The sequence below is a fragment of the Tenacibaculum sp. SDUM215027 genome (assembly GCF_050566205.1).
Classification (GTDB): domain Bacteria; phylum Bacteroidota; class Bacteroidia; order Flavobacteriales; family Flavobacteriaceae; genus Polaribacter.
Genome location: NZ_JBNXUE010000003.1, coordinates 147,412 through 167,502 on the forward strand (window position 1 = coordinate 147,412; position 20,091 = coordinate 167,502).

Consider the following 20,091-nt stretch of genomic DNA (forward strand, 5'->3'; position numbering starts at 1 on the left):
TAAAACTCTAGTGGAAATCATTAGAGTTTTATCTATAAAATAGCTTTAATATTTATTAACCAATCATATACTAAATAAAATGAGACATTATTACTTCAAACTCTTTTTGAATGCAATTGTTTATTCTGTGCTATTGTTCGCAAACAACCAATTAAGAGCTCAAACTCCTAGTACTATGGAATTTGGTTCATCTACTTTAGTTTTAGCGGATGATGCCAATCCTAGTGTAGATCAATCTGCTAATTCTCTTTTGAATAGTTTTGATATGTCTTGTACTCCAGGTGCTTCAAATAGCGAAAATATCATTCTTGCTTTTGCTACAAGTGGAAACGGAGTAGGTACTGATGCTATTGGCGGAGTCACTGATGCCGTATTATCGTGGGCTGGGAATGGTTCCGCCTCAATTATTTCTGGAACGCTATCAACGGATAGTGGAGGAGAAATTGGCATAACATCTATGCAATTTGCTTACCAGCAAGCTTTAGTCGCTAGTGATCTTGGTTTTACTTTTACTGGTAAAAAAAATGGTACAACAGTAGGTACACTTATCTTAGTAGCTCCTACTCATAATTCAGCTATTAGTATAAACCTTGCCTCACCAACAACTGGTTCATTTTCTGATATTGATGAATTAATTATCACACCTGATACACCTCTTTTTGGAGGTTTTTCTATAGATGATATGGTAGTTACATCGGCTGTCTCTAATACAGCTCCAATAATTGGAGGAACAACCGCTGGTCAAAGTGTAAATGATAATAGCACTATTTCTCCTTTTTCATCTATTACAACAACTGATGCTGATGGAGATAACTTATCTGCAACTATTACTTTAGATAATAATGCAAAAGGTGTTTTATCGGGTACAGGGCTTTCTGGTTCTGGTCCTTATACCATAGCGAGTACCACACCTGGTGATTTACAATCAAAACTAAGTGCATTATCTTTTAACCCTACAGATAACAGAACAGCAACCTCAGAAACCACAACTTTTACAGTAGTTATTAATGATGGTACTGTTGATGATACTGATAACACAACAACAGTTATTTCAAGTGCAGTTGCACCCACCGTAACAAGTGTTAACGTACCTACCAATGCTACTTATATAACAGGACAAAATTTAGATTTTACTGTGAATTTTGATGAAAATGTAACTGTAAATACTACAGGAGGAATTCCTCAAATAGCTATTACTATTGGCGCTACTACACGCCAAGCAACCTATATTAGCGGTAGCGGAACAAATGTTTTACTTTTTAGACATACTGTTCTTACAGGAGATCTTGATACTGACGGTATTGCTGTTGGTTCGTTAGCTGCAAATGGAAGCACTTTAAAAGATGCTGGAGGGAAAGATGCTAACCTAACTTTAAATAGTGTGGGAGCTACAGCAGCTGTATTAGTAGATGCTGTTCCTCCTACCGTAACGAATGTTAATGTGCCTACAAATGCTACTTATATTTCAGGTCAAAACTTAGATTTTACCGTTAACTTTAATGAAAATGTAACCGTAAATACTACAGGAGGAACTCCTCAAATAGCTGTTACTATTGGAGCTACTACACGTCAAGCAGTTTACCAAAACGGAAGCGGAACAAGTGCCTTAGTTTTCAGGTATACAGTACAATCAGGTGATTCAGATACTGACGGTATAGCTGTTGGTACTTTAGCAGCAAACGGAGGAACGTTAAAAGATGCCGCTTCTAACGATGCTGTTTTAACATTAAACAGTGTAGGTAGTACCACTGGTGTTTTAGTAGATGCTGTTGCTCCAACGATAACAAATGTTAGTGTACCCGCTAATGGCACCTATAGTGCAGGACAAAATTTAGATTTTACCGTTAACTTTAATGAAAATATTACTGTTAACACCACTGGAGGAACTCCCCAAATAGCTATTACTATTGGAGCAACTACGCGTCAAGCAACTTACCTAAGTGGAAGTGGAACAAGTGCCTTACTTTTTAGGTATACAATACAAGCAGGTGATTCAGATACTGACGGTATAACCGTTGGTACATTAGCTACAAATGGAGGTACTTTAAAAGACGCCGTTAATAATGATGCTGACCTGATATTAAACAGTGTAGGCGCTACAACTGCTGTTTTAGTAGATGCAGTTGCTCCTACTGTAACAAGTGTTAATGTACCTGCAAACGCTACTTATATAACTGGTCAAAACTTAGACTTCACCGTTAACTTTAACGAAAACATCTCCGTAAATACAGCTGGTGGAACTCCTCAAATAGCTATAATTATCGGGGCTACTACACGTCAAGCAGCTTACCAAAGTGGAAGTGGAACAAGTGCCTTATTTTTTAGATATACAGTACAATCTGGTGATTTAGATACTGACGGTATCACAGTTGGTACATTAGCTGCTAATGGTGGTACTTTAAAAGATAGTGCTTCTAATGATGCTAACCTAACATTAAACAGCGTAGGTGTAACAACCGGTGTTTTAGTAGGTATACAAACCTATACTTGGACAGGAACTACAAATAATGATTGGGATACAGCTTCAAACTGGGACTCTAATAGCCTTCCCTCAACAAATGCGGATATTATTATTCCTTCTGGCATAACAAACTACCCTACAATTACATCTCCAGTTACAGTGAATAGTATCACTATTAATTCTGGAGCCTCATTAATTGCAACTTCAAGTGTAACTGCAAGTGTTACTTATAAAAGAAACATAGCTGATACTAATTGGCACTTAGTTGCTCCTCCTCTTTCTGGAGAAACACAAGAAGATATTATTTCTAATCATACATTTGCTAGTGGATCTGGAAGTAATATAGGTATTGGTTCATATACTAACAATGGAGCTAGTCCTTGGACGTATGCTACCCCTATTTCAACTGGAAGTACAATACCTGGGTATGGTTTCTCTATAAAACTTGCTAACCCTGGTGATGTTTCGATTACAGGAAACTTGGTTACAACTAATTATGGAGTTCCAATAAGTACTGGTACCAGAACTAACTATAACTTATTAGGTAATCCATATACTAATTATATAAATTCAGCTACTTTGGCTGGAAGTAACCCTGTAATTAACAATGCTACTTTTTGGCTTTGGGATGGAACTAAGTATATAACACATAACAATGTAAATCCTATTGAAATTGCTCCTTCACAAGGTTTTTTCGTAGAAGCTAACTCAAATAGTAATGTTATATTTTTTACATCAAACCAGAGTCACCAAGGTTCTGATACTTTTATGAAACAAGAACCTAAAACTAACTTTGAGTTACAAGTTAGTAATGGAGAAAAGTCATATTCTACAAGTGTGTTTTACATTGAAAGTAAATCTACTGGTTTTGATTATGGTTATGATTCAAAAATGTTTAGTGGTGTAAATCATGATTTTTCAGTATTTACGCAGCTTATTACAGAAAACGAAGGTAAAAACTTAGCAATTCAAACTTTACCTACAGATAATACCTTAGCAATACCAGTGGGTGTCACTGCCAAAACAGGTAGTAAGTTAACCTTTTCTATAAAAAATCTACAGTTACCTGATGGTTTAAATATTTATTTAGAAGATAAAAATACTGGAGAATTCACTAATTTATCAGAAGAAAACTATACTGCTACTCTTAATAAAGATTCCAACGGTATTGGACAATTTTACTTGTATAAAGATTCAAAAAAACCAACATCTATTATTGAACCTTCTTTAGATAATATTAGCATTTACAATTCTTCTGATAATGAAATAACCATTGTTGGTTTACAAACAGAAGCGAATGTAGCTGTATATTCAATCTTAGGTAAAGAAATTATAAATCGAAATATTATTTCTAACGGAATTAGTAAAATAAGCATACCTAACGTAGCTACTGGAGTATACATTGTAAAACTAAATTCTAATTTAGGAAAAGTTTCTAAAAAAATAATCTTGAAATAAGTAAGCTATAAAATCGAGCAATTATGAAAAAAAACATAAAAAATTCTGATATAAATTCTAAAGATATTACCCGTAAAGAAGCCTTAAAAAAAATAGGTGGCTATAGCAAATATGCGGCTTTAACAGCTTTGGGAACTTATATGATTTTAAATCCTCAAAAAGCACAAGCACAAAGCCCTGAAGATCCAGGAGGGGGTTTCTAAAACAAATATTTATTTTTAAAACCTCGAGAAGTTCTCGGGGTTTTATTACTTTTATGAGCATATGATTACTAAAAAACTCGAAAATAAACAGATTGTTTGGTTTCAAGACAATAATGAATATCTTGTAGTAGAACCACTAATAGCTGAAACACTTTTCCTTTTAAATCAAAATATTAACAAACAAGAAATAGTTACTCAAATAACTAAACAAGTTAACATTCCTCACCAACAAGCATTAAACTTGATTGAAGACATTGAGGTTTTACTGAACACTTCGAAAGAAACTAACGGAAAAAACAAGCTTCTTTCTGTAATTAAACCAACTTCTTTTGCTTCAATAAAACATTATAAAATTAAGGATTTTATTTTTGAGGTAAAATATGCTTCTGACTTAGAGATCTCTTTAGTTCATCCAAAATTTGCTCATTTAGAAATTGAAAAAACCAACAATGTCAATCATAAATTTGAAGTTTTTAGCAAAAAAAATACTATTTCTTTTTCTGTAGATGGTATTATTATTGATACTTGGAGCTTAAAAGAAGTACATTATTTTCAAGGTAAATTTTCAATGGAATTGGTGCAAAAAATCCATAAGAAAAATGAAAATGAATGGATAGGAGTTTTTCATGCTTCCGCAGTTAGTAAGAACAATAATTCTATTTTATTTTTAGGTGATTCTGGAAATGGAAAGAGTACTTCCTTAGCATTATTACAAGCCAATGGCTTTACTTGTTTAGCCGATGATTTTGTACCTATTGATAACTCTTTAAATGTACACAGCTTTCCTTCTGCCATATCCATTAAAAAAAATAGTTTAGAAACGCTACTTCCAATTTATCCTGAATTAAAAACTTCTGCTGAATATCATTTTAAAAGACTAAATAAAGTTGTTCGCTACTTACCTACAAACAATCATGATTACTCTTTAAAACATCCTTGTAAAGCTCTAATTTTTATTAAATATCAAAAAGATAGTGATTTAATCATTAATAAAATTTCAAGCATTACAGCATTCGAGCAATTGGTCCCTGATTCTTGGTTATCTCCATTACCTCAAAATGCTGAACTCTTTTTAGATTGGTTTGAAAAGTTACCTTGCTACCAATTAACCTATTCTAATAATAAAAAAATGATTGAAACTGTAAAAAAAATATTTACAGATGAATTATAAAGAAACATTATTATTTATTGGTAAGTGTTTAACTATTACTCACGAAAAAAATAATAGAGATTTAGTTGAAGAAAAAATTAAATCAGGATTAGTTGATTGGGATGCTGTAGTTAAAGTAAGTACAGGTCAATATGTGTTTCCCGCTTCATATTGCAATTTAAAACGAGCTAACTTCTTACACTATTTACCTGCTGATTTAGTCGAGTACATGCAACATATTACTAACCTGAATAGAGAACGTAATGAACTAATTATTAAGCAGGCTAAAGAAATTAACGAACTTTTACTTTCAAACAACATTACTCCTATTTTCCTAAAAGGAACAGGAAATTTATTAGAAGGATTGTATGAAGATATTGCTGAACGTATGGTGGGCGACATTGATTTTTTGGTCAATCCAGAAAAGCTTAAGCTTACTGTTAATATTCTCAAAGAAAATGGATATCACGAAAAAACTCTCGACTATTTAGATAATACAATCTTAAATAGACACTATCCAAAAATAACTAAAGAAGGAGAAATTGCTGCAATTGAAGTTCACTACAAAATGATTTCTAATGAAAAAGCATTTGACTTTAATTTTATTAAAAAAAGTGTAACTAAACTGGTTAATAACGCCACGGTTCTTTCCTATAATAATCAAGTTCTCTTAACTTGCTTTAACAAACAAATTAGCGATAAAGGTCAATGGACCAAAACTATATCTCTAAGAAATTCATATGATCTTTATTTATTATCTAAACAAACTCCTGTTAAAACAGTTTTAAGTAATTTTGACCATTCAGAGTCCAATAGTTTAAAAAACTTTCTCTCAGTTACTAATTACATATTTAACTCTCCTCGATCTTTAGAAGATATAAGAACACATAAAACTAAAAAGTATATCAAAAAAGTACTTTTCTTTATGAATAACCCTAAAAAAAGTGCTGCTAACAAAAAAAAGTGGGAATTATACTTTTTATACAAACACCGCTTCTCAGTTATTCTAAAGTCTTTTTATGTAAAAGAATACAGGAAATATCTATTTGATAGATTTTTTAATCAACCAAAGCCTTAACCTCATCAAAATCTAACCCTCCGTAGTTACCAGAACTCATTAATAACAAAGTTGTATTTTCAAGATTCTCATTGAATAAAAACTCTTTAAACTTTTCTGGGTTTGTATAAATAATAAAATCGTCACGTTCAAACGCTTTAGCTATTTGTTCTTCTGAAACTTCTTCCAACTGTTTAATTTTTACAGCGTGTGGAGAATAAAAAACTACTGCTTTATCTGCTTTATCTAAAGCTCCTTTGTATTCTGATAAAAACTCAGCATTTAAGCTCGAATAAGTATGTAGCTCTAAACATGCTAACAAAGTTCTATTTGAATATTGATCTTTAACCGCAGCAGTAGTTGCTTTAACTTTAGATGGTGAATGTGCAAAATCTTTAAACACAACTGTTGAAGAATTTTCAGCAATCTTTTCTAATCGCTTACTTGCTCCTTTAAAACTCGCAATGGCTTCATAAAATTCATCCTCATCAATTCCCATATGCTGACAAATCCATTTGGCTCCTGCTAAGTTTTGCAAATTATGTTCTCCAAAAATTTCTAAAGGTAAATCACCTTCAGGTGTTTCTAAATAAGTGATTCCGTTATCAATAAAATAATCAGGAGTCTTGTATGGATATTTTTTTATTGGATGATTAGAGTTTTCAACAACCCTTTTTAACACCTCATCTTCCTCATTATATACCATAATTCCACCATTCGTCAACGAATCAGTAAAAATTAAAAACTGTTCTATATAATTTTCAAACGTTGGGAACACATTGATATGATCCCAAGCAATTCCACTTAATAAGGCAATGTTCGGTTTGTACAGATGAAACTTCGGGCGCATATCTATAGGGGAACTTAAATACTCATCTCCTTCCAAAAGAATAAATTCATTTTCTTCGGTTAAATGCACCATAGTATCAAAACCTTCTAACTGTGCACCTACCATATAATCCACTTCTCTATCATGATAATTCAACACATGTAAAATCATAGAAGTTATGGTCGTTTTTCCGTGAGAACCACCAATAACTACCCTTGTTTTATCTTTTGATTGTTCGTGCAAAAATTCTGGATATGAATAAATTTTAACTCCTAACTCTTGAGCTTTTAACAATTCAGGATTATCTTTTTTAGCGTGCATTCCTAAAATTACAGCATCTAAATCGGTAGTTATTTTCTCTGGAAACCAACCAAAAACATCTGGTAACAAACCTTTATTTGCTAAACGTGATTTAGATGGGTCGTGAATCGTATCGTCACTACCCGTTATTTTATATCCTTTTTGTTGTAATGCGATTGCTAAATTGTGCATTGCGCTACCGCCAATAGCTATAAAATGTACATTCATTTTTAACTTCATAAATTTTGGGTAAATATAACGAAGTATTATAGTTTGTATAGCACAAAACTATACGTTCTTAAAATTTTATATCTTTTTCTTAGAAGAATATTTCTTTTTTATGTTGCTTTGCATACTAAAAAATAATTATTGCTATCAATCATCTTACCATGCAAAAGACATTTACTCTATATTTAGTAGGTTTCTACCTTCTTTTGATGTACTCTAACGCCATCTTTTCTCAATGTGCAGGACAAGACAACACTATTACTTTATGCACAAAAGAATCAAATAGCAGTTATCAAAATTTTAATCTTTATAATCAATTAAGTGGCTCTCCAGAAACTGGCGGGACATGGTCTTCTAATAATCCTATTTTTAAAAACGCTCTTAATAGCAACACAGGTATTTTAAACCTATGGAAGATTAATCAATATGGTGAGCATAAATTTACCTATACGAATAATACCTGTGGTGAAAGTGCAGAAATAACTATTTTTTTAGGCGGGTATTCTGGTGAAGATAATATTAATGGAGGAGCCAATGCTTGTAGTGATGACGTAGATGTTGATTTATTTACTTTTTTAGACAACAATTCAGTTGACTTAAATGCTGACTTGAATGGAATATGGTCTGAAGATCCTTTAACACGCACAGGTTTCTTAAATGACAACTTATTTAATGCTAGTCTTGCTGGTGTGGGTACCTATACTTTTATATATACAGTTGAACAAGTAGACACGTGTCCTTCAAGGTCTACTACTGTAATTTTAGAAGTACATAGAGCTCCTGAATCTGGTGAAGCTACTGACATTGTTATTTGTGATACAGACGATCTTACTCCTTATACCAATATAGATTTATTTGATCAAATAATTAATGAAGATCTTAACGGGGTTTGGACTGATGATGATAATACGAACCAAATAACCTCTCCTTCCGATTCTACTATTGATATTCAAGATATCTACAATAATTTTGGTTCAGGAGAATATAGTTTTACATATACTGTACAACCTACTCATGGAGTTTGCTCTGCAGCTTCTACTACAGTTACAGTAAAACTACCTCAAATTTCAGGAAAGTTTGAAGTAAGTAATACATGTATCAGTAACACTATAAGCATTGGACTTATACATACTAACCCTGATGATGTAGATATGTCGTATGATTTAGGGTACGAAATTGTAAACACCAATACTAATCAAGTAGTTTATTCAGAAACAATTAATGATGTAAAAACATTAAAAATTGATAACACTACTAATAATCCTTCGTTTACATTACCTAAAAACTCATTGCCTCCAGGAAATTATACTATTAGAACTTCTTCTATTTCTAACTTGAGCGGCTTAATCTGTAGTTCTTATACTGTTACAGAAGCTTCTTTTAGTGTGCTTGATGCTAAAATTAACATCGAAGATCTATGTTATGACAATAATACTATAAACGCAACAATCTTTGATTTAATAGATAACACAGGTGCTCCTTCTAATGAAACTTTTACAGTTGATTTATTAATAACTGACACCTCTACTCCGGAAGTAATTACTGTTAAAAACCAACAAATTATATTTACTAATGGTAGATCTAGTTTTTCAATTAATCTTTCTTCATTCTCTGAAAATAATACTGATTATAACATTAAAGTAATTTCTGCTTCTAATCAAAACTTTGGGTGTATCGATCATAATTTTATAGTAAAAAGAGTCCCTGATGATATAAATCTTGACATTGCTATTGATAATATTTGTAATGCTGGAAATGTTTCTGTAGTTATTGATGCCCCAATACTTCCGGATGGTCAGTACATGATAAGCTACGAAATCACTAAACCAGAAAGCTCAGATGCTCTAACAAAAAACTCTATAACATTTAATGGAGGAAAAGCAAACTATCAAGTAGATATATCTAACCTAGAAAAAGGTGTGTACAATGTGGTATTAAAAAGTTCTCAGAATGACACCAATGTTTGTAGAACAAATTTTGATTTTGAAGTTTCTAAAAATTTCTCAATAGATGGTATACCTTCACCTCCAATACTAAATAACGAACAGACTTTTTGTTTACCTGATTTTTCTCCAAACCTAACAACTATATCAGATATAAAAGTAGACAGTGGTGAAAATTTAACTTGGTATGCGGACATGAACTCTACTGATCCTTTACCTCTCTCAACTATACTTGTTGATGGGGAAGATTACTTTGTTAGCTCAAAAGGCTTAAACAGCTGTGAAAGCTCTGAAAAATCTTCAGTTACCATAACTCTACTTTCCCCACAAACTGTTGCGTCTTTTAATACAACTCCTATATTTTGTGGTATTGATAATCCTTCAATTTCTAATTTAGACGCTCAAGCTGATACTGGTGAACTTCTTTGGTATGATGCCCCTATAAATGGAAACTTATTAGATAGTACAACTTTATTAACAAATGGTACTACCTATTACGCTACTGAAAATATACAAGGATGTGAAAGTGTTACAAGAGTAGCATATACTGTTACAATAATCACTCCCCCAACACCTGTATTAAATGGAACGACTCAACTATGCCAATTAGATGAATTAACTATACTTGATTTTGAAAACTCATCATTATCAATAGATCCAAACTTTGAAATACGTTGGTATGATTCTTCTGAAAATGGAGTAGAACTAAATACGTTAGACTTACTAGAAGCAAACATCACCTACTACGTAGCTAATGTAGATCCTAACTCTGGTTGTGAAAGTAAACGACTTCCTATAACTGTTACACTTGATAATTGTGATCCTGAAAAATATGATTTTTTCATTCCTGACGGTTTTTCACCTAACGGAGACGGTGTTAATGATTATTATTTCATACCGTACATAGAATATTTTTATCCTAATTATCAATTAGAGATTTTTAATAGATATGGACAATCTTTATTCAAAGGAAATACCACAAATCCTAAATGGGACGGAACAAACTCTTCCTCTAGAAACGAAGTAACTAGTGGAGTATACTTCTATATTTTAAATTATAATAAAGACAACTTAAAACCTAAACAAGGTAGAATTTATTTAAGTAAATAAAAATTCATGAAAAAAGTAATTTTAGCGTTTTTATACTTTAGTTCTTTATCTGTCATCTTTTCACAACAAGATCCTCAGTATACGCAATACATGTACAATCAAAGCATTGTAAACCCAGCATATGTTACTAATGAGTTAGGGGTCATAAATTTTGGTTTTATGCATCGAACACAATGGGCAAACGCTACTGGTTCTCCAAAAACATATACTCTTTTTGCTCATACTCCAATTACAGAAAAATTTGAAATGGGGTTGTCTTTTATTGGAGATAATATTGGAGATGGAGCCTTAAAAGAAAATAATGTTTATGCAGATTTCGCATATATTTTGCAGTTCAACGAAGTACATAAACTCTCTTTAGGTTTAAAAGCAGGTTTCACTAGTTTTAAAACTAATTTTACAAATTTTCGTTTTCCTGATGATGATATTATTACTGGTGTCAACTCTAATGATGTTGCTTTTGATAATCAGGATGAAATATTTCCTAATTTCGGAGTCGGTGCTTTCTATTTCACTGATAAATATTATGTTGGAGTATCTGTTCCTAACCTAATAAACTCTAAACACATTGATAAGAATAACTTGAGAAACATTGGTGGAGAAGAAATTCATCTATTTGCAAATGCTGGATATGTTTTTACACTAAATGACCATTTTAAATTAAAACCTTCTTTCCTATTAAAAGCAGTAAAAGGGTCTCCAGTAGTCCTAGACACCTCTATCAATGCCTTAATTAATGAACGATTTGAAGGAGGTTTATCATACAGAATTAACGATTCTTTTAGTGCTATGTTTAACGTTAGAGCTACTAACTTTTTAAGAATTGGTTACGCTTATGATTATACTACAAGTAAACTTAGCAACTTTAACTCGGGTACACATGAAATATTTGTACTATTAGATTTTGACACTTTACAATTAAAAAAAGGGTACGACAAATCACCTAGATTCTTTTAAAAAATAATATGAAAAATTTAATCTCTATACTACTTATTCTGCTTCCTCTCTTAAGCAATGCTCAAATGAACAGAGATCTTAAAAGAGCCAATCAATACTTCAATACAACATCTTACAGTAAAGCTATTCCTTTGTATGAAAAAGCTTTAAAAGAAAATAAAAGTTTTAAAGCTGTAAAAAATTTAGCTGATTCGTATTATTTCACTTATAATATGAGTAAAGCTTCCACACACTACAAATACCTTATTAAAAACTACAATAAATTACTTAATGAAACTGATTTTATAAGATATTCTGATATATTAAAAGCTAATGGTAAGTACAAACAAGCTTATAATATACTTTTCTCTTTTTATCAAAAAAATGATTCCGTAAAATTTAAAAAACTAAAAAAAGATGAAAAATACTTAGAAAACGTAAAAGCCATCGGACAACGTTTTTTAATTAAAAACTTACCTTTTAATACAAGTTCCTCTGAATTTGGAGCCATACAAAAAAAACAAAAAATTGTTTTTGCTGCTCCTAAAAAAGAGTCTACAAACTATAAACGTTTTGGTTGGACAGGGAATCATTATTTAGATTTATATGAAGTAGATAGTAACGATACACTTTCTAATAAAACAATTCTACAGCCATTCTCTTCATCTATAAACACTAAACTACACGAATCAAACATTATTTTTACTAAAGATGGAAAAACTGCTTATTTTAACAGAAACAACCTAGTTAAAGGAAAGCAAAAAAAAGATAGTAAAAAGGTTACACATGTACAGCTATACAAAGCTCAATTAGTTAATGGAAAATGGACTAACATTACTTCATTACCTTTTAACAATGATACCTATTCTACCGAACACCCAGCATTAAGTAAAGATGAAAAAACATTATATTTTGCTTCCGATATGCCTAACGGTTATGGTTCTTTTGATATCTATTCTGTAAAAATAAATAATGACGGAAGTTATGAGGTCCCTAAAAATTTAGGTCCAACAATAAATACCGACAAAAAAGAGCAATTTCCATTTATTAGTAAAGACAATAAGTTATACTTTTCTTCTAATGGACACCCTAACTTTGGAGCTCTCGATGTTTTTGTTAGTTCAATTAAAAACAATGAATACTCAAAGCCTGATAATGTTGGATTGCCAGTAAATTCAGGATATGATGACTTTGCTTTTAATATTAATTCTGACACAAACAAAGGCTTCTTCGCTTCTAACAGACCAGAAGGAAAAGGAAGTGATGATATTTATAAACTTACAGAACAAAAGCCTTTAATTATTGAAGACTGCTATCAATTCATTTCTGGAGTAATTACAGACATTGATACAGGTGAAACTTTAGATAATGTAAACATTACACTAAAAAACAACGAAACCGTTTCGTATGCAGCAACAGATGTCTCAGGAAAATTTACTTTTCGTGCAAATTGTGAAACAATCTATAATATTGAAGCTACAAAGGCTGGTTATAAGAGCAAACAAAGAACTCTTACTCTAAAAAATGAACGAAAAAAAGTTTATGATGCCTCAATGGCTTTAAAATCATTAATTCAAATAGAAAAAGAAGAGAAAGAAGCTTTGGCTTTGCAAGCAAAAAAAGAAAAAGAACTTAAAGCAAGTTTAGCCTTACAACTAAAATTAGATAAACAAAAAAAAGCTGATGATATCATTAAAAAAGAAAAAGATATTGTTAAGACTAATGACCAAATAATTATCAAAACTGAAGATATCAATTTTGATTATAAACTCTGGTATTTAAGACGAGATACAAAAAAAGCTATAGATAAGGTTATAAACTTAATGAAGAAATACCCTGATATGATTGTAGAGGTTGGAACCCATTCTGATATTAGAGGTAATAGTAGATATAACCTTAATTTATCACAAAAAAGAGCTAATTCTGTAAGAATGTATTTTATGGAAAAAGGTATTGAACCAGATAGAATATCTGCAATAGGCTATGGTGAAACTAAACCTATTATAAAGTGTAAGACAGAAGAAGAATGCTCAGAAGAAGAGCATGAGTTAAATAGACGATGTGAGTTTATTGTAAAAAAAATTAACTAACATTTATACAAAACGAGCCAATTGGCTCGTTTTTTGTTTTTCTAATTTGCACAATTAATAGATTTAGTACCTTTAACAAACTCACTATAAAACTAGGTTCACTCATTAATAGTAGTATTTACCTAATTTTAATACCAATGGCTCAATATAAAGCACGTTCTTTATTGAGTATAAATAATTATAGTTATGAAAAAAACAACCTTTCTTTTACTAATGATTTTATTTTCAACCTTAGTACACGCCCAAGAAAACTATAACAACCTGTGGGAAAAAGTTCACAAGTTTGAAGCTGAAAACCTACCAAAATCTGCTTTAAAAATAGTAAACACTATTTACGATAAGGCTGAAAAAAGCAACAATGCTCCTCAAGTTATAAAATCATTGTTTTATAAAAGTAAGTACTCTTTAACTTTAGAAGAAAATGCTCAATTAAAAATTATTGATGAGTTTAAACAACAAATTAATAAAAGTGATTTTCCAACAAAAAATGTGCTAGAAAATGTATTAGCTAACTTATACTGGCAATATTTTAATCAGAACAGATGGAAGTTTTACAATCGCACACAAACACAACAAAAAGTTGATGAAAACGATTTTAGAACTTGGGATTTAGATACGCTCTTTGCTGAAATTCATTGTCATTATCAAAACTCTTTAGAAAATGAATCTCAATTACAAACCACCGATGTTCATTCTTTCAAAGATATTATTCATACTAAAAAAGGTTCTAAAAAATACCGTCCTACCCTATTTGATTTCTTAGCGCATAATGCCTTAGAGTTTTATAAAACTACAGAAACCAACATTACAAAACCTACTTATCAATTTAAAATTGATGACACTTTATACCTTAGTGATGCTAATAAATTTTCTAGATTAAACCTTACCACGAAAGATGATTTATCATTACAATTTAATGCCTTGAAAATTTATCAAAAATTAATAAACTTTCATTTAAAAAATAACAATCTCGATGCCTTTGCTGATGTAGATATTCAACGATTACAATTTGTTAACCAACACGCAACTTTAAATAACAAACAAGAATTACTATTACAAACGCTAAAAGCATCAATTAGTAATTATAAAAACAATGAAGTTTCTGGATTATACAGCTATGAAATAGCTAGAATTTATAATCAACAAGCTGGATCTTATAAAGCTGGAAAAAATGAAGAGTTTCGTTTTAAAAACAGAGAGGCACTTGCTATTTGTAAAAAGGTTATTGAACAATTTCCTAAAAGCTTAGCTGCTGAAAAATCTGAGTACTTACAACAACAAATCACAACTACATCGCTAGATATTCTTTCTGAAAAGTTTGTTCCAATTCAAACTCATTCAAGATTATTAATTACTTATAACAACATTGATAAACTGTACTTCTCTGCTTATAAAACTGATCATAAACAATTAGAAGAGCTTCAAAAAATTTACAAAGAAAAAGAACGTTTTAACTTTATAAAAAAGCTTACAAAAACTACTTCATGGAATAGTAACTTACGAAATGAAAAAGATTTTTTATTACATACGACTGAAGTAGTAGTTCCCGAACTAACTCAAGGAAATTATTTAATTGTAGCTCACCAAAATGCTACTTTTAGCTCTAAAGACTTATATGCTACTGCTCATTTACCAGCAACCAATTTAGTTTTAGTAGAAAATAATAATGATGGTGTAAAAACGTACCAAGTTGTTGATAGAAATACTGGAAGACCAATTAAAAATGCTGAATTATTATTACAAAATGAGCAACGTAGATACAGAAAAACGATTCATAAAAAACTAACAACTGACAAAAACGGGTTTGCTTCTTTTAAAAGTGATGCTAATTATGGTAATGTATATGTTACAGTTACATCTAAAAACGATGCTGCTGTTTTTGGTAATTACTACCTAAATAAACATCAAGAACAAGCTACTACAAATGATGATTATACGAGCATAAGACCTTTTATTTTTACCGATAGAAGTATTTATCGCCCAGGACAAACCGTACATTTCAAAGCTATCTTCATTCAAGAAAGAGAAGACAAATCAACACCTTTTACTAATGAGTTTGTACAAATAACGTTGAATAACGTTAATGGAGAAGCAGTAAAAACACTTGATGTAAAACTGAACGAATACGGTTCAGCTTCAGGAGAAATTATACTACCTAGCACAGGGCTAACAGGCGAGTATTGGTTTTCAATTGATAAGAGTGAAAAACAAAAAAGTACCTTTTATGATACTATAGATTTTGATTTTGAACATGAAGACTATATTACTCGTATTTCAGTTGAGGAATATAAGCGTCCTAAGTTTGAAACTGAATTTAAACCTGTAACAAAAACCTATAAGTTACATGATAGCATTACCGTAAACGGATTTGCAAAAGCTTTTGCTGGCTCAAATATTACGGATGCTAAAGTTGTATATCGTGTCCATCGCAAAGTACAATACCCTATTTGGTGGTACTGGCGTAAACCTCAGTTTACTTCAGAAGCACAAGAAATTACACACGGTGAATTGATAACTGATTCGCAAGGTAACTTTTCTATTACATTTAAAGCTTTACCTGATGAAAGTGTAAACAAAGAAAATTTACCTGTTTTTGAATATGAAATCACTGCTGATGTAACCGATGTTAATGGAGAAACTCGCTCAGCAATCTCTATGGTAAAAGTTGGGTATCATGCACTACTTGCTAATATACAAGTTCCTTCTACAATACATAAATCAGACAAGAAAGCAACCATTGGAATTTCAAGTAAAAACTTAAATGGAGAGTTTATTCCTGCGGAAGGAAGTATAAAAGTTTATAAACTTCAGGCTCCTGAAAATCCGTTACGTAAAAGACCTTGGAATACTCCAGATTATCAAGACATTTCAGAAAGTGAGTTTAGAAACTTATTTCCTCATGATGCTTATACTTCGGAAGAACAAAATTCTCAAAATTGGAAAAAAGGGAAACTAGTATTTGAGCAAGCTTTCAACACACAAAACTCTAAAGAAGTTACGCTTACAAACTATAAAAAATGGATTTCAGGAAAGTATATTGTTATTCTAGACACCGAAGATAAGTTTGGACAAAAAGTTACCGACAAAGCTCGTTTTACTATAATTGATCACAAAGAAAAAAGTATAGTAGACAATCAATTATTCACGTACAACACAAACAAAACAATATACAAACCAAATGATATAATAGTATTACAAATTGGTTCTGCCTCAAAAGATGTAACGGTTATAGTTCAAACAGAAAAAAACCACGCTATTATAGACACCAAACTTATTCATTTAAATAACAAAATCAAAACAATTGAAATTCCTGTTACTAAACAAGATGTTGGTGGGTTTGTTATCAAATATTACTTTGTGAATTACAATAGTTTCGTAAGTGGAATGATTCCTATTTCTGTTCCAAATGAACAAGATAGCATTACTATAGAAACCAATACATTTAGAGACAAATTACAACCTGGAACCCAAGAAACATGGAGTTTTACTATTAAAAACGATAAAAACAACAAAGTCGCTGCAGAGGTATTAGCTAGTATGTATGATGCTTCTTTAGATGAATTTAAGCCTCATAATTGGGAGTTTTCACCTATCTCAACTTCAACATATTACTCACAAAGTGGTTACGCTAACGCTTATCGAAGTTTTGGTAATGAACGTTTCAGAGTTTTTAATAATAACTACCCTTCATCTTTTAAAACTCAACGATACGACCAATTAAATTGGTTTGGTTTTTACTTCGGAATGAATAGAAATATTCGTTTAAGAGGCTTAGCCATGAGTTCCAAAATGCAACCTTCACCTGAAAGAGAGATTGTTGAAGAAGAAACTCTTTTAGATACTCAAGAAAACTTACTAGATCAAGTAGTAGCTACTACTTTAGGTATAAAAAAGACAGAGGAAGAAAAAGTTTCTTTAGACGGAGTACAAATTCGTAAAAACCTACAAGAAACTGCCTTTTTCTATCCGCATTTACAAACTGATAAAGAAGGTAATATTACGTTTAGTTTTACCACTCCAGAAGCTTTAACACGCTGGAAACTGCAGTTACTAGCACATACAAAAGAATTACAGTCGACTACCAAGACATTAACTACTGTAACTCAAAAAGAGTTGATGGTAATCCCTAACGCTCCAAGATTTTTAAGAGAAGGAGATCAAATTACATTAAATACCAAAATAGCTAACATCTCTGATAAAAACTTACAAGGAACAGCACTACTTGTATTAACTGATGCTATTACAGGAAAAGAAATCAACTTGTTAAGTAATTCTTCTAAAAATCAGTCTTTCAGTGTTGATTCTAATGGAAACACTAATGTAGCTTGGAACTTATCAATTCCTGACACCTATCAAGCAATTCAATATAAAGTAGTTGCAAAGGCTGGAGATTTTTCTGATGGAGAACAAAATGTATTGCCTGTTTTATCTAATAGAATGTTAGTTACTGAAACCTTACCTATGTGGGTTCGTTCAAATCAAACCAAAACATTCACATTAGATAAGCTAAAAAAGAGTACTTCAAGTACCTTGAAAAACCATAAACTAACTCTTGAAGTAACTTCTAACCCTGCATGGTATGCTGTACAGGCTTTGCCATATTTAATGGAATATCCATACGAATGTAGTGAACAAACCTTTGCACGTTATTATGCAAACACACTCGCTAGTCATATCGCAAATTCAAATCCAAGAATACAAGAGGTGTTCAATACTTGGAAATCTTCAGATGCTTTGTTGAGTAACTTAGAAAAGAATCAAGAATTAAAATCATTGATTATCCAAGAGACTCCTTGGTTACGTGATGCTCAATCTGAAACCGAACAAAAGAAGCGTATTGCTTTGTTATTCGACTTAAACAAAATGAAAAACGAACAACAAAACGCTATTAACAAACTATCGCAAATGCAATTAAATAATGGTGGATTCCCTTGGTTTAAAGGTGGCGATTACCCAAATGCTTATATCACCAATCATATTGCTACTGGTTTTGGACATTTACAAAAGTTAGGCATCACTAAGATAGATAATTCTACAAAAAAAATGCTTGTGGATGCTATCCACTTTTTAGATGCTGAAATTGAAGAGACTCATAAAAAATTATTAGAAAATGCTAAACGTATTAAAGCTGAAAAAGGACAAAAAGAATACACTAAGTATTTAGAACAAAACCATCTAAATTACTTTATCATTCAGTATTTATACATGCGTTCTTTTTATAAAGATATCGATATTAATAGTACAACTAAAACCGCTATTGAATACTATAAAAATCAAACAGTAACTTATTGGAAAGAATTTAGTTTATACGGAAAAGGACAAATTGCCTTACTACAATTTAGAAGTGGTAATACATCAATTGCTGATAAAATTTTAAAATCATTAAAAGAAAACAGTATTACTTCTGATGAATTAGGAATGTATTGGAAAGAGAATCAACCAAGTTGGTACTGGCATCAAGCACCTATTGAAACCCAATCTTTATTAATTGAAGCTTTTTCAGAAATTGAAGATGATACTAAGACTGTTGACAATTTAAAAATCTGGTTGCTAAAAAACAAACAAACCAATCGTTGGAAAACTACCAAAGCAACTACTGAAGCTGTATATGCATTATTATTACAAGGTAGTGATTGGATTTCGATAACCGATATGGTCGATGTAAAAATTGGAAATCAAACCATCAATCCTTCTAAGCTAGAAAACACAAAAATTGAAGCTGGTACAGGCTATTTTAAAACCTCTTGGAACGGTTCAGAAATAACTCCAGAAATGAGTACGGTGAGTATTACTAAAAAAGGAACTGGAATTTCTTGGGGCGGATTGTATTGGCAGTATTTTGAGGACCTAGATAAAATTACTTCTGCTAAAACTCCTTTACAGTTAAATAAAAAACTATTTAAAAAAGTTAATACTAATACTGGTAAACAACTTCAAGAAATTACAGATAACACACAGTTAAATGTTGGAGATTTAATTACTGTAAGAATTAAACTTCGTTCGGATAGAAATATGGAGTTTGTTCATATGAAAGATATGAGAGCAAGCGGAGTTGAACCGATTAATGTATTATCACAATACAAGTGGCAAGATGGACTAGGATATTATGAAAGTACAAAAGATGCTGCAACAAATTTCTTTTTTGAACGTTTACCTAAAGGGATATATGTGTTTGAATATGATGTTCGTGTGAATAATGCAGGGAATTTCAGTAATGGAATTACCACTATTCAAAGTATGTATGCCCCTGAGTTTACTAGTCATTCAAAAGGGAAAAGATTACTAATTAAATAAAATAACTATCTTAGCAACTCATAACACTAAAT

General features: G+C 31.3%; 9 protein-coding genes. 8 read left to right on the plus strand and 1 reads right to left on the minus strand.

What is annotated here, in order from left to right:
• Positions 1 to 175 precede the first annotated feature (175 nt).
• The 4 genes from ACQYZ7_RS08855 to ACQYZ7_RS08870 all read left to right on the plus strand — a co-directional run bounded on the left by ACQYZ7_RS08855 (position 176) and on the right by ACQYZ7_RS08870 (position 6,350).
• Positions 176 to 3,919 (plus strand): T9SS type A sorting domain-containing protein, encoded by a 3,744-nt coding sequence (locus ACQYZ7_RS08855; RefSeq protein ID WP_430729393.1) that lies wholly within the window; start codon positions 176 to 178, stop codon positions 3,917 to 3,919.
• 23 nt (positions 3,920 to 3,942) lie between these two features.
• Positions 3,943 to 4,122, plus strand: coding sequence for a hypothetical protein (locus ACQYZ7_RS08860; RefSeq protein WP_430729394.1), 180 nt, complete (start codon positions 3,943 to 3,945; stop codon positions 4,120 to 4,122).
• A 61-nt stretch (positions 4,123 to 4,183) separates the two neighbouring features.
• Positions 4,184 to 5,293: a hypothetical protein gene (locus ACQYZ7_RS08865; RefSeq protein WP_430729395.1), complete on the plus strand. Its 1,110-nt coding sequence runs from the start codon at positions 4,184 to 4,186 to the stop codon at positions 5,291 to 5,293.
• Complete coding sequence (locus ACQYZ7_RS08870; protein WP_430729396.1) at positions 5,283 to 6,350, plus strand: nucleotidyltransferase domain-containing protein; 1,068 nt, start codon at positions 5,283 to 5,285, stop codon at positions 6,348 to 6,350. Before ACQYZ7_RS08865 ends, ACQYZ7_RS08870 begins: the two co-directional genes overlap by 11 nt.
• Here the strand turns inward: ACQYZ7_RS08870 and ACQYZ7_RS08875 are convergent.
• Positions 6,331 to 7,686 (minus strand): UDP-N-acetylmuramate--L-alanine ligase, encoded by a 1,356-nt coding sequence (locus ACQYZ7_RS08875; RefSeq protein WP_430729397.1) that lies wholly within the window; start codon positions 7,684 to 7,686, stop codon positions 6,331 to 6,333. The genes ACQYZ7_RS08870 and ACQYZ7_RS08875 overlap by 20 nt on opposite strands.
• Before the next feature lie 161 nt (positions 7,687 to 7,847).
• Between ACQYZ7_RS08875 and ACQYZ7_RS08880 the strand changes: the two genes are divergently transcribed.
• The 4 genes from ACQYZ7_RS08880 (at position 7,848) to ACQYZ7_RS08895 (ending at position 20,059) form a co-directional block, all read left to right on the plus strand.
• Positions 7,848 to 10,739 (plus strand): gliding motility-associated C-terminal domain-containing protein, encoded by a 2,892-nt coding sequence (locus tag ACQYZ7_RS08880; protein ID WP_430729398.1) that lies wholly within the window; start codon positions 7,848 to 7,850, stop codon positions 10,737 to 10,739.
• Between the two features lie 6 nt (positions 10,740 to 10,745).
• Positions 10,746 to 11,696, plus strand: a complete 951-nt coding sequence (locus ACQYZ7_RS08885) for a PorP/SprF family type IX secretion system membrane protein (protein WP_430729399.1) — start codon at positions 10,746 to 10,748, stop codon at positions 11,694 to 11,696.
• A gap of 8 nt (positions 11,697 to 11,704) precedes the next feature.
• Positions 11,705 to 13,765 (plus strand): OmpA family protein, encoded by a 2,061-nt coding sequence (locus tag ACQYZ7_RS08890; RefSeq protein WP_430729400.1) that lies wholly within the window; start codon positions 11,705 to 11,707, stop codon positions 13,763 to 13,765.
• Positions 13,766 to 13,951: 186 nt separating this feature from the next.
• Positions 13,952 to 20,059 (plus strand): alpha-2-macroglobulin family protein, encoded by a 6,108-nt coding sequence (locus ACQYZ7_RS08895; protein ID WP_430729401.1) that lies wholly within the window; start codon positions 13,952 to 13,954, stop codon positions 20,057 to 20,059.
• Positions 20,060 to 20,091: the final 32 nt, after the last annotated feature.

Coding starts and splice junctions, on each gene's coding strand:
- ACQYZ7_RS08855 (WP_430729393.1), top strand. CDS start 176: ATGGAATTTGGTTCATCTACTTTAGTTTTAGCGGATGATGCCAATCCT.
- ACQYZ7_RS08860 (WP_430729394.1), top strand. CDS start 3,943: ATGAAAAAAAACATAAAAAATTCTGATATAAATTCTAAAGATATTACC.
- ACQYZ7_RS08865 (WP_430729395.1), top strand. CDS start 4,184: ATGATTACTAAAAAACTCGAAAATAAACAGATTGTTTGGTTTCAAGAC.
- ACQYZ7_RS08870 (WP_430729396.1), top strand. CDS start 5,283: ATGAATTATAAAGAAACATTATTATTTATTGGTAAGTGTTTAACTATT.
- ACQYZ7_RS08875 (WP_430729397.1), bottom strand. CDS start 7,686: ATGAATGTACATTTTATAGCTATTGGCGGTAGCGCAATGCACAATTTA.
- ACQYZ7_RS08880 (WP_430729398.1), top strand. CDS start 7,848: ATGCAAAAGACATTTACTCTATATTTAGTAGGTTTCTACCTTCTTTTG.
- ACQYZ7_RS08885 (WP_430729399.1), top strand. CDS start 10,746: ATGAAAAAAGTAATTTTAGCGTTTTTATACTTTAGTTCTTTATCTGTC.
- ACQYZ7_RS08890 (WP_430729400.1), top strand. CDS start 11,705: ATGAAAAATTTAATCTCTATACTACTTATTCTGCTTCCTCTCTTAAGC.
- ACQYZ7_RS08895 (WP_430729401.1), top strand. CDS start 13,952: ATGAAAAAAACAACCTTTCTTTTACTAATGATTTTATTTTCAACCTTA.